An 18,979-nucleotide genomic window follows, 5' to 3' on the forward strand; every position below is an offset into this window, starting at 1 on the left:
AAATCCCGGTCGCTTGTAAAACTGGATACAGGTTAGTCTATTCATCACACCCAAATACAAAATATCCGTTTACCTTTACTTAATCAGCCGTGTTCTGTTGTTCAAAGTTTCCAAGTCATCCTTTATCCTTTTCAAGATGTTCTGTACATCCTGAATCGAAGGGAGCAAGACTTCATTCACATAACCGGGTGACAGCAGTCCAGCAACCGCCAGTTCGTTGACCCGTCTGACCGACTGATTCAGGTTGCTGCCAGCCCAGGACAGTTCGTTCTGGAACTTTCGGTAAAATGCACACAAGTCCTGCATCATCTCAATCTGTTGTTTGACATCCACATGGGTAAATTCTTCAACAGCTTTGCGGATATAATTGCTCACGGACTGGTAGGGAACTGCTTTTTCCTTCAGGTTCAACAGTTCGTCCGCTGTAAGCCGCAACTGAAATACTTTGGTACGCTGGTTCTTCATATTCCATAACTTTAGTTGTTCGGATTCCCGGACACCTATTTCGCGAAGCGAAACAGCGATGCACATCGCTCCGCTGCACGGCAGTCGGCAAGTTACCCTTGTGAGGACAAAACTTGTTTTGTAATGACAAGGGTACAACTTGCTTGGCTCCATATGCAACGCAGTTCGATTTCTTCCGGGATGATTTCAGACCCAAATTACCGCAAAATTTTGCGAAGCGCAAAAATGCACAACATCTTTCTGAGAGAAAATCTTCTGTTAAATTCACCTGTGTATCAAGCATTCTTGTGACTTGCATTCAAAGGTTTCCCAAGTTCCTGTTCATTGACTCCTTGTTCATCCATATCATGGTGAAATGTTCACAAAGCATGAAGTAAAAACCGACGGTTGTTCATGTGGCTATAGAAACAAGGCTTGAAGTTTAGCTGTCGGAGGCATGCCAGTTACATGGCTGCATCATCCTGCGTTTGTTTGCTTGGTGTTGCACAGTTTTCATAATGAGTGAAACAAGAGATAGAGGAACAACAAATCTGTAAACAGAAGAATGTGCAATCATATTGCCATGTGAGCATTAGCTGAAAGACAATAGGATATATAACTATGGCATCAGTCTTTATTCAACCTATGTTTATTTGCTTATCATCCAAATAGCCATGACAGCACAAGGAAAAGAGCATTCAGCAATGAAAATCTGTAAACATGCGTTCTGTGATAGAAGGAGAAAAAGAACAATGATACCGGCTATTATGGAACTGAACCCAAAGGGAAAAGAAGAATAAGGTGTAATCGTATTGTAGAACCTACACATTCTGGACATTCAAAACTTCGGGCATATCAGCATGGTATTCAAAGTTGCAGGATGACAATGCTTGACAAGCACAGAGTTCATGGTCATCAAATACAGAAAAAGAGGTTGAAAAAGCATGTATAGGTACGAATAAAACGAAGATAAATCCTTGCGTATTTCATTGATTTTTAGTATATTTGGTAATAACAATCTACCTCGTAGAGATTATTTATAACTAAAAAACAGATGACCATGTTTGAACTGTTGCTCCTTATATATATGTTGCCGGTCTGCATTCTTATTGGTTTGCTGATACGGTTTGCACTTTGGCTTATTCGCGTAATGCTGCGGTTGGCATTATGGCTGGTAAAGAAAACTTTCGTCTTGATATGGAAGCTGGTGACGCTTGCGTTTGTGCTGGTTATTTCTGGCAGTCTGTTCCGGCAGCATTCGGACGGATAAAAGTGGCATGAGGAAAGGTATAATATGGGAAAAGCCGTATCTTCCTGTTGGAATGATACGGCTTGGTAAAGGTGTAACGGGTCTTTTCCCTCGAAGTAAGGATTGAACAGAAGCAAGTCGGTTAATTGATGAAACAGTTTTTGAAGCCATCAAACTTGTCGGCGACTTGCATCATATCCTGCTCAATTTTCTTGTTGGTGATACGCGCATAGATTTGTGTTGTTTTAATGTTGGTATGTCCCAGCATCTTCGAAACGGACTCAATGGGAACACCCTTGCTGAGCAACATCGTTGCAAACGTATGACGTGCAAGGTGGTAGCTGAGACGTTTCTTGATTCCACAAAGGTCAGCAATCTCTTTGAGATAAGCATTGATCTTTTGATTTGACAGGACTGGAAGCAGCCTGTTGTCTTTAGTCTTTCCTTTATACTTGTCAAGAATCATTTGAGGTATCTCCAACAAAGGGATATTACTCTGCACATTGGTCTTCTGACGGTTGATGATAATCCACGGACGGTTATCAAGGGTGATGATATTTTCCTGCGTCAGGTGAGCCACGTCGATGTAGGCAAGCCCACAGAAACAGGAAAAGATAAAAACGTCCCTCACCATTTCAAGCCGAGGTATCTCAAAATCTTTCTGCATGATGCGCTGTATTTCTTCATCCGTAAGAAAACCCCGATCCACCGGTTCCAGGTGAAAGTGGTGGTTCAAGAAAGGGTCGTGCGTCATCACACCGCACTTCTGGGCAAAGATAACTACGGTCTTGAAGAATTTGAGCGTCTTGGTAGCCGAATTTGACTTCAGGGAAACCACTGTCTTCAGGTATATTTCAAAATCATGGATAATCAGATGCGTCAGTTCACCCGGCATGAGATCCTTTCTGCCGTATTTGGCATGGAGGAAATTCACAAAATGGCTTCGGGCTGCCGAATATTTGTGATACAAGGCTATGCTTTTACCTGCACCAACCTGTGCTTTGATGTCCTCCAGATACTTGTCATAGAACTCCACAAACGTAGTCTTGACCTTATTCTTGCCCAAAAAGATACTTTTGATTTTGTCAAGGGTCAGGTCTTCGTCAAATTCATGCTTCTTGAAAATCATCTGCAGCGAATTTGAGATGTTGTCCAGCTGAGCATTCAGATTCAAGGATTCGCTTCCACGCCCCTTTACCCGGTTGGTGGAATTGTTCCATAGCTTCTTGTCAATGTAGATACCGGAAGAACCGACATTCAGCATTTCACCATTCAGGAAAATCCGGATCATCAAGGGAGACTTTCCCTGCTTGTTTTCGTAGTTTGAACGTACATAGTACGACACTTTAAAAATCATTCTCATAACGACTCAAATTTAATGTAGCACCATGGCTACAAAGTTCTACATAATCAGTTATGAATCAATGATTTTATAGGCTTCAAAATGGGCTTCATTTTTCGGTCACTGCTACATTTTTTTGAGGGGTCTTCAAAGTGTAGCAGTAAATGTAGCAAATAATGACCGAACTTTGAAGGCTAAACCCTACATTCAGGCCTTCACCTTGTTGGGGCGCAAAAATAAAAAAGCACCGTAATCAGCTGATATACGATGCTTTGAATGACTTTTTGAAGGCTTTTGTGAAGTCCTTCGTTTTTGTTTCAGCGGAGAGAGAGGGATTCGAACCCCCGGTACCTTGCAGTACGCCGGTTTTCAAGACCGGTGCATTCGACCACTCTGCCATCTCTCCATGCAAACTATGGTCGTCTTTTCGTGTTTGCGAGTGCAAAGGTAAGTATTATTTCATAATTTGCCAAACATTTGACAGGCTATTTTTTGAACGATGATTGCGAAAACCATAAAGCGAGAGTCATGAAGTATAAAATTTCTATCAAGTTACCCCCAATTACGAAATGGTCAAATTCGTAATTGGGGGCTTGCTTTTGCTCACAATGATATTGAATGTTCTGGCAAGTCGCGGCTGTAAGCTGTGCGCCACAAAACAGGGGGAGGAATGCGTGCAAGAAAATTATCTGCTGCCGCTGCGAATGGCGTAGGTATTGGCCACACAAAGCAGGGCTACACCCGTGTCGGCCAAAACGGCGGCCCATAAACTGGCATACCCCAACGCACCAGCCAACATAACCGCTACCTTGATGCCAAGCGCCAAGGTAATGTTGTAACGCACCAGGCTGCGCGTGCGCCGACCAATCATAATGGCATCGGCCACACGCGAGGGATTGTCACTCTGTATCACCACATCGGCCGTTTCAACCGCGGCATCGCTGCCAGCACCTCCCATGGCAAATCCCACGTCGCTCATGGCCAATACAGGTGCATCGTTAATGCCGTCGCCCACAAAGGCCACCTTGCCCGTGTCAGCACACTGCTGCTTGATGCGCTGCATCTGCTCCACCTTGCCCTCAGGCAGCAAGTCGGCGTGCCACTCGTCAACACCAAGCGTCTGCGCCAAACGTTCCACAGCCGCGCTGCGGTCGCCCGACAGCACACAGGTGCGCTTGATACCCAATGCGTGCAGCCGTTCAATGCCCTTGGCAGCCTCGGGACGCGGTTGGTCGCCCAACGCAATCATACCCGCATAGTGTCCGTCCATGCCGCAATACACCATGGTGTCGCCAGTGGTCGTCTCCGTCTTGTCAGTGTCAATGCCGTGCGCCTCAAGCAGCGCCGCCTTTCCCACCAGCAGTTCGTGGCCGGCCACCATGCCCCGCAGTCCGAGGCCCGGTTCCTCCTCCACCATGTCGGCCACCAAAGCGTTGGCTGCGTTGACCAGTGTATCCCCCTTGCTGTCGGCCGCAGCCACAATGGCACGGGCCACCGGGTGCGTGCTTTTGCGTTCAACGGCAGCCACCATTCTCAGCAAGTTGTCAGCCCCAACGGTCTCCCCCTCGGCACACGTCACCTGGCTCACCACAAACTGTCCGGTAGTGAGAGTCCCCGTCTTGTCAAACACCACATGGCTCAGGCGCGCCACCGCATCAAGGTAGTTTCCCCCTTTGAACAGTATGCCCATGCGCGAGGCTACCCCGATGCCCCTGAAGTAGGCCAGCGGCACACTCACCACCAAGGCACACGGACACGAAATAACCAAAAACACCAGGGCGCGGTACAGCCACATGGCCCACCCCGTGCCCCCCGCCAGCAGTGGCGGCACAAGCGCAATCAAGGCCGCGAGCGCAATAACCACAGGCGTGTACACACGTGCAAAGCGGCGGATAAACATCTCGGCGTGCGACTTGCGCGAAGCAGCGTCCTCCACCATCGTCATGATGCGTTGCAAGGCACTCTTGGCATAAGGGCGCAGTACCCTTACCCTCACCACGCGTCCAATGGCAATCATGCCGGCCGCTACCTCGTCTCCCGCATCAATGCTGCGCGGTTCGGCCTCGCCGGTGAGTGCCGCGGTGTCAAAGTCGGCCCGTTCAGTCAGCAGTGTGCCGTCGAGCGGCACACGTTCGCCGGCCACCACTTCAATCACGCTGCCCACCTCCACGGCTTCGGGCTTTACATTGGTGCGTCGGCCGTCATGGTCAATCACAATAGCTGTGTCGGGACGCAGGTTGACGAGCGACTGAATGTCACGTCTGGCGCGTCCCACAGCACGGTCTTGAAAATATTCGCCCACCGAGTAAAACAGCAGCACTGCCACCGCCTCGGGGTATTCGCCAATGGCAAAAGCCCCGATTGTGGCCAGCACCATCAGTGTAAACTCGTTGAATATGTCGCCTTTGGCTATCTCCTCGCCCGCCTCCTTCAGTATGGGCAGCCCTACGGGCAGATATGCCAGCGCAAACACAGCCCAAGGCCATGCAGGCAGCGGATTGGCCACAATGCCCACAATGAGCAGCAGGGCAGCCACCGCCATGGGCAGCAGTGCGCGCCACATGGGGGCTTCGTTTTCTTCGTGATGGTGGTGACAGCCACAGCTGCAGCCACCTTCGTTATCATGGCAGTGGCCATGTTCGTGATGATGTTTGTTGCACATAATGTTGCGTGTATTTAGTTGAAATTACACTGCAAAGGTACGTCCCGCGGGCTGCAACCCGGTTGCAAAAGCGGGGTGGGGAAGTGTGCCAGGTGTCCACTTCAGCGTAAGTGTTACACGCCCATTTGCGCGCCCAATCCCTCCGTCAGAGCACTTTTTATGCGCTGTCATGCACCAACCTCGGCAATAAATAGTAACTTTGCACCTCTAAGCGGGCGTTCAAAATAATATGAAGCACCTGCTTACACAGTAACACCTCAATTTGTTATGACTGACAACAAAACAAACCAAAATAATCCGAATGAGGAGAGCTTGGTGGTTGATGGCCGCAAACTCTCCATTGAGGAATATCTTGACCAGGACGAAAAGAAAGACCTCTTGCGCCTGCTCACCGCCGGTTCGGTGGACGACGGCAAGTCAACCCTCATAGGCCGCTTGCTCTTCGACTCCAAAAAACTCTACGAAGACCAGCTCTCGGCTCTCGAGCGCGACTCAAAGCGCGTGGGCAACGCCGGTGCGGGCCAGATAGACTATGCCCTGTTGTGCGACGGTTTGAAGGCCGAGCGCGAGCAAGGCATCACCATCGATGTGGCCTATCGCTACTTCTCAACCAACAAGCGCAAGTTCATCATAGCCGACACCCCGGGACACGAGCAGTACACCCGCAACATGATAACTGGTGGTTCAACAGCCAACCTGGCCATCATTCTGGTTGATGCACGCACAGGTGTGATTACGCAAACACGCCGCCACACCTTCCTGTGCTCGTTGTTGGGCATCAAACATTTGGTGCTGGCTGTCAACAAGATGGACCTTGTCAACTTCGACGAGCAGGTGTTCCGCAAAATTGTGGCCGACTTCGAGGCCTTTATCAAGCCCTTCGGCATACCCGATGTGCGCTGTATCCCCCTTTCGGCTCTTGAGGGCGACAATGTGGTAACGCGCAGCCAGCGTACCCCGTGGTATGATGGCCCCGCCCTGCTCGAGTTCCTCGAAACGGTGCACATTGGCAACGACCACAACCTCAAGGACTTCCGCTATCCTGTGCAGTATGTTGTGCGTCCCGACCTGGACTTCCGCGGTTTCTGCGGCAAGATAGCCAGCGGCGTAGTGCGCAAGGGCGACGAGGTAATGGCCCTGCCGTCGGGCAAGCGCAGCCGTGTAAAGCGCATCGTCACCTACGATGGCGACCTCGACTATGTCTTCCCGCCTCAGAGCGTCACCCTGCAGCTTGAGGACGAAATAGACATTTCGCGTGGCGAGATGATTGTACACCCCGACAATGTGCCCAACGTAGGCCGCCATTTCGAGGCCATGCTGGTGTGGATGGACGAGCAGCCCATGGACGTGCGCAAGTCGTTCTATCTCAAGCAGACTACCAACACCACGCGCTGCCGCATCGACCACTTCAACTACAAGGTGGACGTCAACACCCTCGAAAAAAGTGAGGTGGACCACCTCGAACTTAACGAGATAGGTCGTGCTGTGATTGTCAGTGCCAAGGAACTCTTCTTCGACGCCTACAAGGACAACAAGCCCACTGGCGCCTTCATATTGATAGATCCCATCACCAACAACACCTCGTGTGTGGGCATGATACTCGGTCCCGTGGCCGAGAACGACCTGCACTCCGACGATGCCCTTCCCACGCTCGACTTGCCCAAACTCGGCATTGCCCCCGAGCACTACGAGGCCATCGACAAGGCTGTGAAGGAACTCAGCCGTCAAGGTATTGAGGTGAAGGTTAAGAAATAATACATGCTGATATGCTAATGTGCCAACATTGCAGATGGCCATGTCATCTGCATGTCGGCGCATTAGCATATATTGTTATTGTATTGGGGGGGACAGGTTAACGAGTTGACAACTTGAGTTTTGGATTTAGCAAGTGCGGGCTGAAAGCCCAATGTTCTTCATAGCCCAGGGCAAGCGAAGCGGCACCCTGGGTTGATATGAATGCAAAAGTTACGCCCTGTAAGGGCAGAAGTAACAGAGCTATTTTACTTTTGCCCTTACAGGGCGCGACTGCTTCAACACGCGATACCCAGGGTGCCGCTTCGCTTGCCCTGGGCTATGTACTCCATTGGGCTTTCAGCCCGCACTTGTTAAATCCGAAACTTTAATAAGCAACTTAAAAGGTCCTAGCCCAAGTAACCTGTTACCCCGTAAACCTGCCAACTCGTTTACAATTTCCGCCACCGCGTTAGTAGTGCATAACATTAGCACATTAGCGAGCATGGCGAGCGGGTCATATTAGCATATTAGCACATTATATATAATAAGTAAGTCATGAAAGCCCTTAAAGAACGTATTCTGCGCGACGGCAAATGCTTTGAAGGAGGCATTTTGAAAGTCGATAACTTTATCAACCATCAGATGGACCCCATCTTGATGAAATCAATGGCTGTAGAGTTTGTACGCCGTTTTGCCAGCACCGACATCAACAAAATTATCACCGTTGAGGCCAGCGGTATAGCCCCCGCCATCATGGTAGGCTATCTGCTCGAGCTGCCCGTAGTGTTTGCCAAGAAAAAGACTCCCAGCACCATGGAGCACATGCTTGCTACCAAGGTATTCTCGTTTACCAAGCAGCGCTCTTACGATGTGTGCGTGAGCAGCGACTACCTGTGCAAGGGTGACAAGGTACTCTTCATCGACGACTTCCTGGCCAATGGCAATGCCGCCAAGGGCATACTCGAATTGGTAGAACAAGCCGGTGCCGAACTCGTGGGCATGGGCTTCTTGATAGAAAAAGCCTTCCAGCACGGCGGCGACGAATTGCGCCAAATGGGCATTCATGTAGAGTCGCTCGCCATCATCGAAAGTCTTGACAACTGCGAAATTAAAATTAAGGACGATGGCTACGACAGATAACACAACAACTCAGCAGACCGAAGTGGCCAAGAGCGGTTTGATATACGGACTCAATGACCGTCCGCCCTTGCGCGAGACACTCTTTGCCGCCGCCCAACACCTGTTGGCCATATTCGTGGCCATTGTCACCCCGCCGCTCATCATAGCCAGCGCGCTCAAACTCGACACCGACACCACCAGTTTCCTTGTGTCCATGTCGCTCATGGTGTCGGGTGTGGCCACCTTCATCCAGTGCCGCCGCATAGGCCCCGTAGGTTGCGGTCTGCTTTGCATACAAGGCACCAGCTTCTCATTCATCAGTCCCATCATAGCCGCAGGCTTGGCTGGCGGACTTCCCGCCGTGTTTGGTGCCACAGTGGCCGGTTCGGTGGTCGAGATGTTTGTGAGCCGCATACTCAAGTATGCCCGCCGCGTCATCACCCCCTTGGTCAGCGGCATAGTGGTCACACTCATAGGCATGTCGCTCATCAAGGTGGGCATCAGCGCCTGTGGCGGTGGCGAGGCTGCCAAGACTGCCGGTACCTTTGGTTCAGTTGAAAATGTAGGCATTGCAGCCCTTGTGCTTGTGCTCATTGTCTTTTTCAATCGCAGCAGCAATCGCTACTTGCGCATGGGTTCCATCGTCATCGGTCTCGTTGTGGGTTATGCCGTGTCGTGGAGTCTTGGCATGGTCGACTTTGGTTCGGTGCAGAGCTATGGCGGCTTCAACTACCCCAACCCCTTCAAGTATGGTTTGAGGTTCGACATCTCGTCCATCATAGGTTTGGGCTTGGTATATCTCATCACCTCCATCGAGGCTTATGGCGACATTACAGCCAATTCGCTCATATCGGGCGAGCCAGTCGAGGGTGAAACCTTCATGCGTCGTGCCCAAGGCGGCATCTTGGCCGATGGCTTCAACTCTATGTTGGCCGGCTTGGCCTTCTGCTCATTCCCCAACAGCATCTTTGCCCAGAACAATGGCATGATACAGCTCACGGGTGTGGCCAGTCGTTATGTAGGCTACTTCATAGCCGGCATGTTGGTGCTGCTGGGTGTGTTCCCCGCAGTGGGCATCGTGTTCTCGCTCATGCCTTCGCCCGTGTTGGGTGGCGCCACCCTGCTTATGTTTGGCACAGTGGCTGCGGCCGGCATACGCATCATTGCCTCGCAAACAATCAACCGCAAAGCCACCTTGGTCATGGCCATCAGCTTTTCGCTGGGTTTGAGTGTTGAGCTTGTACCCGACATTCTCAGCCAGTTGCCCAGCACGGTGCAGAGCATTTTCTCATCGGGCATTACCACGGGCGGTCTGGCGGCTATCATCTCTAATTTGGTGATACGAATTAAGGAGTGACACCGTGCTCGCTGATGTGTAGATGCGTGTATCCATACTGCCTAAAAGTATTAATTTGAAAACTGTCTGCACACTGCACTAATTGGCTCTAAGTCACTTGTAATCATACACTTGCGGTGTGTAGGTACATCTGCAATTTGCCTGCACTGCAAGTCATGTGCAGGCACGGCTCGCAACAAGTGCACGTGATTGTGCCGTTTGCGTGCAAGTATGGCAGAATTGCTGTAACGGGAGGTAGAAAAATACGTCGTTCCGACTGTTTTTTCGTCCTCCCGTTGCTGTTTTCCCGCCCTCCCGTTGCCGCCGTAAACGCACCGCTGTTCACTTTAGTGTAGATGGTGGTGTATATAAAACGGAGGTTGTCTGCACGCTTTGCTATGCTGATTATCAATGCGCTACGCGCAATGGTGCAGAGCGCAGACAAATAGCACAATAATAAATTGTAGTGGCCATTCATGCAGTGTAGTACGTGTTGTGCACACGCGTGTTGCCGTTCAAGTTCCATACGTACATATTTATAATTAAAGCCATGCGTAAAATATTGATGTCCCTTCTGTCGGTGCTGCTTGTTTGCACGTCGTGCAGCAACGAGGCCGACGATGCTTATGCCCATGAGCGCGCCTTCTTAAAGTTTCCGTATGCCAACGACGTGGCGCCCCTGTTCACTGCGTTGAACAACAGTGGCCAATGGTGTTGCATAGAGTTGGGCACGAGTGGTTTCATTTTCAAAACATTCACGCAGTCGGGTTCATATCCTTACACGTCTGAAATCAAGAACTATGGTCAGCCACAGTGCGTGGCGGGTTTTGTGGTGGGCAAGTCGTCGCTGCCCGACATGAACATGCAGTACCCCGTAATAGCCTACGACCTGGCTTGTCCCGTGTGTTACAGTCAGCACCTTATCACGCGCAAACTCACCTTGAGTGCGCCCGAACAGCTCACCTGTACAAAGTGCAAGCACACCTTCGACCTCTCTAACAGCGGTTTGAGCAGCGATGGCAACCGTTTGCTGCGCTACCGCACGGCGCTTTACAGTTCGCAGGGTAGCGGCATGCTGGTGGTGATGAATTAGTTTGCTCGTTGCGGCCGCGAATGTGCTGAAATGCACAAAAAATAGGCTTATCACAAGCATACCTCCAAACTATGCACAAGAAATCGTGTTTTCTTGTGCATAGTTGTTTTTATATGCACAAAAAAGTGGCTTTTCTTGTGCATAGACCATTTTACAAGCAAGCTTAGTATTCTTCCTGTGCGGCACCAAGGCTTGCTTTTGCTGATTGATGGGCTGATGCACTTTTAGTGTAAAATAATATTGAACACCTACGAAACCCTTGTTTGTGCAGTACAAAAGACGAAATTCATAGCATTTCAGTGTATTTTAGCAAAAATTAAGTTGGCGGGGGGGGTGTTTTTCGTTTATTATTGTACCTTTGCGGCGTATTGATTTAAGGCACAACTTATTGGTTTGTTAAGCGGACGAATTTTTAGGTTCAGTTTTTTTTCTTTATAGCGGCAGCGAAAGCATTTCTTACAAAATGGTCAACGTGTTTTGACCGCCATTGCATTTGCTTGCATTGTCGTTCGCTACGAAATGATCTTCATTGATGACAAATGAAACAGCATATTCCTTGAAGGGATTGTTCATGCTCATTATTGCCAATAAGCGCTTGTTAGCTCTATTAAGCCTGTTCATTTTACTTCAAATCCTGCCATGCCGAGCGCAGAGGGCAGGACTCAAGACAAACGCACTCTGTTGGGGCGCAACCACTCCCAATGTCGGTGTAGAGTTAGGGCTTTCGCCACGAACCACGTTAAACGTTGCGGCAGCCTACAATCCGTGGAACTTCAGCCGTGGGCGCAAAATGCACCTATGGGCTGTGCAGCCCGCCTTGCGCTACTGGTTCTGCCAGCGTTTCGAGGGCCATTTTGTGGGTGTGCACGCCCACGCAGCTCAGTATTACGGCGGTTTCAAACAAAAACTCTACGACGGCTACTTGGCCGGAGGTGGCATCAGTTATGGCTATGCTTGGCTACTTTCTCCACACTGGAATGTTGAGGCCGAGATAGGCATAGGCTATGCCCGTCTGTGGTACAAGGAGGGTGAACGCATCTACTGCGAAAAGTGCAGTATATCGCGTCGCCACAACTATTGGGGGCCAACCGTGGCCAACTTGAGTGTGGCTTACGTGTTTTAAGCACAGAAGGCTCTTGTCAGCCTCGTGCAAGTAGTTCAACACATGGGTGTTACCTGTCCATTCGTACGCTGTGGCAGGCAGCAGCAAAATATCGTTTTTTTTAATCATGCGTATTTTACATACATTGTCGTTACTGTTGGCTTTATCGCTGACGGCAGGGTGCGCACACCATAATTTCGAGCAAAATCGTGTGCATCTTGAAGCAGACATGTTGCCGCTGTGGCACACCAATGCAGCCGGTCGCGCCGTGGTGCACACCACCTTTGTTGTGCCGCGTAAGGCACTGACGCGCCGCCAGCGTTTGATAGTCGTGCCGCAGATGGTGATTGGTGCCGACAGTGTGGTGGCCGAACTCACCCCCTTGGTAGCCGACCGCTGCCAGTTCAGTCGCAAGTTGCATCGCCGGCAGGTGCTCGAGGGTTACGCTGACCCTTACAGCCCCATGGCCTTGCATTATGACAAGCAGCATGTGGCCCTTCTGCCCTATGCCGACACATTGCACATGCCCCTTCCCCTGCGTCAGGTCCGCTTGCGTGCAATGCTCACCACCGATGGTTGTGGCCGTTGCACAGCCATCGACACATTGGTTATGGGGCGTGCAGTCAATGCAGTGGCCGACTTGCCGCAGCAACTGGCACAGTTTGCACCACACACCTTTGTGGTACGTCCCAAGGTGGTGACGGGCCAGGGCGAGGCGCGCTTGCTCTTTGTAGTAGACAAGTGGGACATACGTGCCGACATGGGGCGCAACCGCGTCGAACTCGATTCCATGACAAAGCGTCTGCGCCCGGTGCTCACCGACTCACTTGCCACACTCACCAGCCTGACCATAAGCGGTGCGGCTTCGGCCGAGGGCAGCTACCGTCACAATTTGATGTTAGCCACCAATCGTGCCGCCTCGGCCCGCCGTTGGTTGCTTGAGCAGTTGCATTTGCCGCCGCGTTATGCCGCGCAAATTAAGGTGAGTGCCCGCCCCGAAGGCTGGCAACCCGTGTTGGCAGCCATGACCGCTGCAGGTTGTAAGGACTCAGTGCTCGTCAGCAACATATTAAAGCAACATCCGGGTGGCAATGACGATGTGCAGGAGCGGTACATACGCCGCTTGGCCTGCTGGCCCGACATACGCGACCACTATTTGGCAAAGGACCGCCGTGTAACCTACACCTATGTTTACACTTTGCGCAATTTTACGACCGACGCCGAAATGCTACGCCTCTACGCTACGCGTCCCGATGCTTTTAACGAAGACGAGTTGCTGCACGTGGCCGACCTCCAGTCCACCGACACGGCGCGCATGGAGGTGTACCGCACAACCTTGCGCCATTACCCCCAGTCGGTAGTGGCTGCCAACAACTTGGCTGTGCTCCTGCTGCGTGCCGGCCATGCTGCCGAGGCCGTACAGACAGCCTCGGCCATTGCCCCCGACCGCCGTACCGACACGTTGCGTTGCACCCTGGCCTATGCCATGGCAGCACAAGGCCGTTATGCCGAAGCCCGTCAGGTGCTTGGCACTGGTGAAGACTCATGCCTGAGACAAGCCCGCCAGGCTATCGACAGCATGGAATAAGTAGTTGTGCCTAAAAAACGGTGTGTAGACCGAATTAGTTAAAAAACAGACAAGCTAAACGGGACAAGCAAGACTCCCGACAACGGGTAAATACAGTCTATACAATGACAAAAGTAATCAAACAAATGTTCGTACTCATGTGGCTGCCGGTGCTGTTGGTTAGCTGCATTCGTGACGAATTGCCACCTTGTCCGCCCTTGTCCTTGCATGTGGGTGTGGCCGACTACAATTACAGCAATGCGGGCAGCTTTGCCGACGAACCGATAAAGCCCGAACAAGCCCCCTTGTCCACCTATGTCAAATCGGTGGCATGGCACATAGTTGATGTGCAAACGGGGCGTGTGGTGGCCGAGCAGCACGTTTTGCCAGCTTCAGACACCGCATGCCAAGCCACTATCAACCTGCCGGCCGACTTGCCTTTTGGCAAATATGCCGTGACTGTGTGGGGCGGACTTGAAAATGAGACTGAATTGCCCGCGATTTTGCCGCTCGATGAGGCTGGCGACCCCTACCTCGTGTGCGACACCGTGCAGTACGATGCTTGGCATTATGACCACACCTTGCTGCTGAAACGCGTCAAGAGCAAACTTCACATTGAGGTAGAGAACCTGCCGCCGCAGTATCATGCTGCTGCCTTGTCAATAACAGTAACGGGGCTGTTTGCCGGGGTGGACGACAAGTTTGGCTACAACGGAGAGTGTGTGATGCGCAACAGTTTGCGGTTTGCCGGCACTGAGGTTGACACACACACCATTTTGCCTCCTTCGGTGGCACGCAATGCCACCCGTGTGGGCATTGGCATATACGACGAGAATGGCCGCCTCGTGCCGCAACTCGCCCCCACTGATGTGGTGACCACCCTTTACCGCAACACCATAACAGGTCTGCGCTATGTGTATGACACCGAAAAGAAAGGGTACGACATATATGTGCGCATCAACGACGAATGGGAGGCAGCACACACTTTGGACATAGAATAACTCGATAGAATAACACGCAGGCGGAAATGCCGGGCCGACAAGTTGGCAAGCAAGCATGGCATGCCACATACACTTTAATTACGTTAAGTAGGTATTCAAAATTAGTTTATATAATCATGTTCAGAATTAGTCGATATGCCTTGGCGCATTCTTTCGTCCATAAACATAGGTTTCATCGGTCACGTAGCCCGCTACGCTCCCTCTTCAACCTATGTTTCTGAACGAAATACTGCACCAATTCATATCAACTAATTTTGAACACCTACTTAAGCGTAGAATGACCAGAAGCTTATAAAGCTCGGCAAACGATCCTGTCACCACGTAAACTTGTCAGATTGTTTGCTAATTCCGCCAAAGCATAAGGATAACACATAAACTGGTGCTCAAAAACACCAGCTTAACTAAAACATTAAAACAATGAAGAAGTATTTCATTTCAGGTGCAATGCTTGCAGGCCTCATGTCGCTTGCAGCTTGCAGCAACGACGAAGGCGTCGTGGCAGACAACAATGGAGCTGAACAGCAATTTACCATTACATTGGCAAGCAGTGGCGACCGTGCCACACGTGCCGCAGCCGACCGCACGCTCGAGAGCGAAGCTGCTGGCCAAAGCATTGAGAAGGTAACACTCGTAGTACGTTCGCAGGACGATAACAAGGTGGTATACACCTACACACTCGACAACTGGAACGGCACAGCAGCCACTGACTATGATACCAATGGCCATGGCAAGAAACTCACCTTTACCATACCCAAGGCCGACAAGTTGGGCGAAGGCAAATATGTTGTGACGGCAGTAGGCTACAATGAAGGCAACTACAATTTGTCTTTGCCAGCCAAGGGCGATGTTTTAGACAAGAATATAACTGCCACCACACCGACAGGTGCCGAAGCCAAGGAGGTGTTTGCCGGCGAGAAAAAGTTTAACGTGACAGCCGATAAGAAGATTGAGGGAACTGATGCCAGCAAGCCAATACAGAGCGTAGATGTGACCCTGCACCGCCAGGTGGCCGGTGCTTATGGCTACTTTACTTCAATTCCTGCCAAGATAGGTGATACCGATGTGGCCAGCATACGCATGGTATCGCGCAGCAAGAACACGGTGCTCACATTCGGCTCATTCAACAGCTCATTTACGACAACTGATGCCAAGGTGATGTATATGGTTAATGGTTCGGTGCCTGCCGGCAAAACAGCCAAATTCCTTAATGGCGATGAAGCAAATGTATTGTTCAGTGCCAAAATAACCGACTGGTTCCCCGGTGGCGACGAGAACAATGATGGTGTGTACGACAAGAAAGACACCAACTGGACAAAGCACTACAGCGGTAGCTACTTGAAAGGCTCAGTGTTTGCCAGTAATTTTATCGTACCATTCAGTGCAACGGAGGGCAAGTCAACCCTTGAACTGCAATTGCTTGATGCAACAGGCAATGTGCTCTATGCTTGGCCAGTGAAGTTGGACGCATCGAATGATCAGATAGGTAAGACGGGCGAGACGGCATCAGCCAATTTGTCGGACCCAAGCACAACCATGGGCTTTGCCGAGACTGCCGATGTGTTCAGCTTGTTCCGCAACCACATCTACTCAATAGGTATTCACAAGCAGAGTACCAGCACCACCGATCCCGAAACTCCCGTTCCTGGTACCGATCAACCCACAGACTTGAGCAAGATACAGAACGTTGTAATCCGCGTGAACGACAACTGGGAAGCTCTGCATCACATGAGCATTGACGAATAGTCTTATTGGCTTAAACCCTAAAATTACATACAAAAGGTTCAAGGGCGTTGTGCTGTGTGTGCAGGTTCTTGAACCTTTTTGCTTTAGAATAATTTTTGTATGGTAAAAGCATTGTCGTAGATGCCATAAATATGCGCTTGGGCGTTTTACCATACATCAATGTATTATGCGCAATGAATTATTCTATCAAAATATGTGCCTCAATCGTGGTGGCATTATTGTGTGGGTTACTGCCTTCGTGCACAGCCGACACCGTGTTGGCAGATGAGGGTGCCACGCAAGACCATGTGAGCGTATGTTTGCAAACATCGGCTCGTGTGCAACGCACTACGCTGCAAAGCTCAGACAATGTGCAGCATGTGGAGTATGTGCAACTGTACATATTCAAAGGCACAGGCAGCGATGCCGAGTGCATTAAAAGCCTCGATGTAGACTGGCAACAATCAACTGGCCAGACGGCGTCGCAATTTTACAAAATAGACCCTAACATTTTCGTTTACGACGGAAGTACTACATACACCCTGCTGGCTGTTGGCCTTGACAATAAGCCCGGCGCCACCGCTGAGGGTGCAGGCCCTACTTACAATCTGCCAGCAGCCATAACCAATGGCACCACGCTCGGACAAGCCGTGGCCCGTTTGGCCACTGGCAAGACTGCGCACGATATGAACCATGCTGAACTCTTTGCCGGCACGGCTGAATGCGTGCCCCAACGTGGCAACAACTTGGTGACCATTGACCTGTACCGGCGTGTGGCCGGGGTGCAGGCTTATCTTAACGACATACCCGAGGGGGTGACCGACATCAAGTTGGTGCTGTATAAAGACCAACATAGCGAAGTGCCCCTTGTGGCAAAGCCCGATGCCGCAGATGGTGCCTACATGGACCATGGCACAGCCACAGCCGATGGCAGCACCACACTGCTTGACCTGCCGGTGAATGAAGGCACGCTGGCGGGAGTGGCCGTGACGGGCACCACGTTGAAAAAACGTGTCGGAACAGTGCTTGATGGCGCTTATGTGTTGCCGGTAGAGGCCTCGGCCGACCAAGGTACAGGCACGCTTAATTTGAAACTTTACAAGGGCGGTGTGCTGTATAAAACCTACCGTGTGGTGGTGGACGATGGCAAGACCCGCAGCTACAACTTTCCGCTCCGGGCAAATTGCTTCTATACCATCGGTACACTCAATTTGCAACAAAATGAGCCGCTCAGCTTGGGTGAGGCAACCGCTGACATAACCATACAGGTAGAGCCGAATTTTGAGAAAGATCATGACTTTGATATTCAGTAAAAAGAAGTATCGATGCGCCCGGCTGTTATGCGGGGCATTGGTAGCTGTGCTTGCAGCCTGCAGTGATGACATCGCCACGGTGCCGCCTCAACCGACAGTAGGTGAGGTGGACAGTGAAAGCGTTGTTGTGCCTGTAAGTATCACCTTTGGCGGCACTTATGCTTTACCCGCAAACACCACCCGCTCGGCACCACCGGGGGCGGCTACCGACCCTTACGATCCGAAGGTGGACGGCGAGGCCGCTGCAGTGCAAACCGACCAGGTGCGTATCGTTGCCTTCAGACGCAAGGTGACAGGTGACGACGAAGCAAGCAGCGAGGCCGTTGACGAGGCTGCAACCATTAGCGACAGTGAGTTCGTTTATGACCCTACCAATGACCAAAAGGTGACGTGTAGCCGTGCCTCCGTTTCGGACCACCGCTTGACGGCTACGGGCAAACTCAAAAAGATGCGCGGCTATCAGTACCGTGTCATTGCAGTGGCCTACAGTTCGAGCATTGCTCTCCCACCATCGCATAACTTGATACCCGCTGCCACGGGTGAGCAAAACTTGTTTATGCTTAATTTGCAAAACGGTACCACTCTGGCTGAGGCGCAAGCCGACATAGTCAAGGCCAATGTGACTGGCTGGAAGGAGTTTTTGTATGGTTCTGATCTAGGGAAGAATGATGATTGCCTGAGTGGTTACCTGAGTTATGCGCCGCAGTTGTTCTATGGCGAGTGTCATACGGCTATGGGCAACCGTGTGGTGCACTTCAGAGAGCAGCAGAGCAATGGCGAGATAATTTCGAACTCACCATTGACGGGTGTGTTGTACCGCGGCATGGCACGTGTGGAAATGACACTCAGCATAGACAAGCAGAGCAAGGGCGATGTGCATTGGGTGGCTTTGATGGCCAACCATACCAACACCGCGGTCAAACTCAATAGCTACGATGCCTTTGCGCAGGCTTTCAACCCGATAACTCAAAAGCTTGACAAGGACTCCTATACCGTGATAGCTATGGCTGAGGGCAACGATGTGATAGCCGAAGGCAGCACCATAACTCTTGGGGCTTGGGTGTTGCCCACGGCAACCCGCTTGGCACTGCGCGTGTTCTGTAAGAAGAACCTACTACTACAACAACCGCTCGACTATCGCATTACAACCGCCAATGTGTCGTCTGCCGAACAGGGAACGGGCATTATCGCTCCCGACGTGAGCGATAACACCTATTATTTACGTCGCAATCAACTTTACAGATTTAAGGGAAAACTCTCGACTATTACGGGAAAGAGAAAGTTGGGAGACTAAA

The 18,979-nt window shown here is 51.0% G+C and carries 14 protein-coding genes and 1 tRNA gene; 11 read left to right on the forward strand and 4 right to left on the reverse strand.

What is annotated here, in order from left to right; all coding sequences use genetic code 11:
* Positions 1-75: 75 nt before the first annotated feature.
* Positions 76-465: a hypothetical protein gene (locus BQ5453_RS05820; protein WP_071122898.1), complete on the reverse strand. Its 390-nt coding sequence runs from the start codon at positions 463-465 to the stop codon at positions 76-78.
* Positions 466-1,498: 1,033 nt separating this feature from the next.
* Here BQ5453_RS05820 and BQ5453_RS05825 point away from each other — a divergent pair.
* Positions 1,499-1,714: a hypothetical protein gene (locus BQ5453_RS05825; protein WP_235860039.1), complete on the forward strand. Its 216-nt coding sequence runs from the start codon at positions 1,499-1,501 to the stop codon at positions 1,712-1,714.
* A gap of 121 nt (positions 1,715-1,835) precedes the next feature.
* On the opposite strand, the gene BQ5453_RS05830 is transcribed toward BQ5453_RS05825, so the two are convergent.
* From BQ5453_RS05830 to BQ5453_RS05840, 3 genes are all read right to left on the reverse strand, one after another.
* Positions 1,836-3,056 carry a site-specific integrase gene (locus BQ5453_RS05830; protein WP_007756657.1) on the reverse strand — a complete coding sequence of 407 codons (1,221 nt, stop codon included), beginning with the start codon at positions 3,054-3,056 and terminating at the stop codon, positions 1,836-1,838.
* Positions 3,057-3,356: 300 nt separating this feature from the next.
* Positions 3,357-3,441 (reverse strand) — tRNA-Ser (locus BQ5453_RS05835).
* A gap of 279 nt (positions 3,442-3,720) precedes the next feature.
* On the reverse strand, positions 3,721-5,697 hold the full coding sequence (locus BQ5453_RS05840; RefSeq protein ID WP_071122483.1) for a heavy metal translocating P-type ATPase: 1,977 nt from the start codon (positions 5,695-5,697) through the stop codon (positions 3,721-3,723).
* A 267-nt stretch (positions 5,698-5,964) separates the two neighbouring features.
* Between BQ5453_RS05840 and cysN the strand changes: the two genes are divergently transcribed.
* From cysN to BQ5453_RS05895, 10 genes are all read left to right on the forward strand, one after another.
* The gene (gene cysN, locus BQ5453_RS05845; protein ID WP_071122484.1) at positions 5,965-7,452 is read left to right on the forward strand and encodes a sulfate adenylyltransferase subunit CysN; all 1,488 of its coding nucleotides are present in this window, start codon (positions 5,965-5,967) and stop codon (positions 7,450-7,452) included.
* Positions 7,453-7,986: 534 nt separating this feature from the next.
* Entirely contained in the window at positions 7,987-8,571 is a 585-nt protein-coding gene (gene xpt / locus BQ5453_RS05850; RefSeq protein WP_071122485.1) for a xanthine phosphoribosyltransferase, read from the forward strand.
* On the forward strand, positions 8,555-9,907 hold the full coding sequence (locus tag BQ5453_RS05855) for a nucleobase:cation symporter-2 family protein (protein ID WP_071122486.1): 1,353 nt from the start codon (positions 8,555-8,557) through the stop codon (positions 9,905-9,907). Before xpt ends, BQ5453_RS05855 begins: the two co-directional genes overlap by 17 nt.
* A 529-nt stretch (positions 9,908-10,436) precedes the next feature.
* A complete protein-coding gene (locus tag BQ5453_RS05860) occupies positions 10,437-10,979 on the forward strand; it encodes a hypothetical protein (RefSeq protein ID WP_143033306.1) in 543 nt (180 codons plus the stop codon).
* A 532-nt stretch (positions 10,980-11,511) separates the two neighbouring features.
* On the forward strand, positions 11,512-12,102 hold the full coding sequence (locus BQ5453_RS05870) for a DUF3575 domain-containing protein (protein WP_235860040.1): 591 nt from the start codon (positions 11,512-11,514) through the stop codon (positions 12,100-12,102).
* A gap of 106 nt (positions 12,103-12,208) precedes the next feature.
* A complete protein-coding gene (locus BQ5453_RS05875; protein ID WP_143033307.1) occupies positions 12,209-13,669 on the forward strand; it encodes an OmpA family protein in 1,461 nt (486 codons plus the stop codon).
* A 104-nt stretch (positions 13,670-13,773) separates the two neighbouring features.
* The gene (locus BQ5453_RS05880; protein ID WP_071122491.1) at positions 13,774-14,649 is read left to right on the forward strand and encodes a hypothetical protein; all 876 of its coding nucleotides are present in this window, start codon (positions 13,774-13,776) and stop codon (positions 14,647-14,649) included.
* A gap of 417 nt (positions 14,650-15,066) precedes the next feature.
* Entirely contained in the window at positions 15,067-16,392 is a 1,326-nt protein-coding gene (locus tag BQ5453_RS05885) for a hypothetical protein (protein ID WP_071122492.1), read from the forward strand.
* Between the two features lie 173 nt (positions 16,393-16,565).
* Entirely contained in the window at positions 16,566-17,684 is a 1,119-nt protein-coding gene (locus BQ5453_RS05890) for a FimB/Mfa2 family fimbrial subunit (RefSeq protein WP_071122493.1), read from the forward strand.
* The gene (locus tag BQ5453_RS05895) at positions 17,653-18,978 is read left to right on the forward strand and encodes a hypothetical protein (RefSeq protein ID WP_235860041.1); all 1,326 of its coding nucleotides are present in this window, start codon (positions 17,653-17,655) and stop codon (positions 18,976-18,978) included. Before BQ5453_RS05890 ends, BQ5453_RS05895 begins: the two co-directional genes overlap by 32 nt.
* Position 18,979: the final 1 nt, after the last annotated feature.

Origin of the sequence: Prevotellamassilia timonensis (assembly GCF_900106785.1) — a bacterium.
Classification (GTDB): domain Bacteria; phylum Bacteroidota; class Bacteroidia; order Bacteroidales; family Bacteroidaceae; genus Alloprevotella; species Alloprevotella timonensis.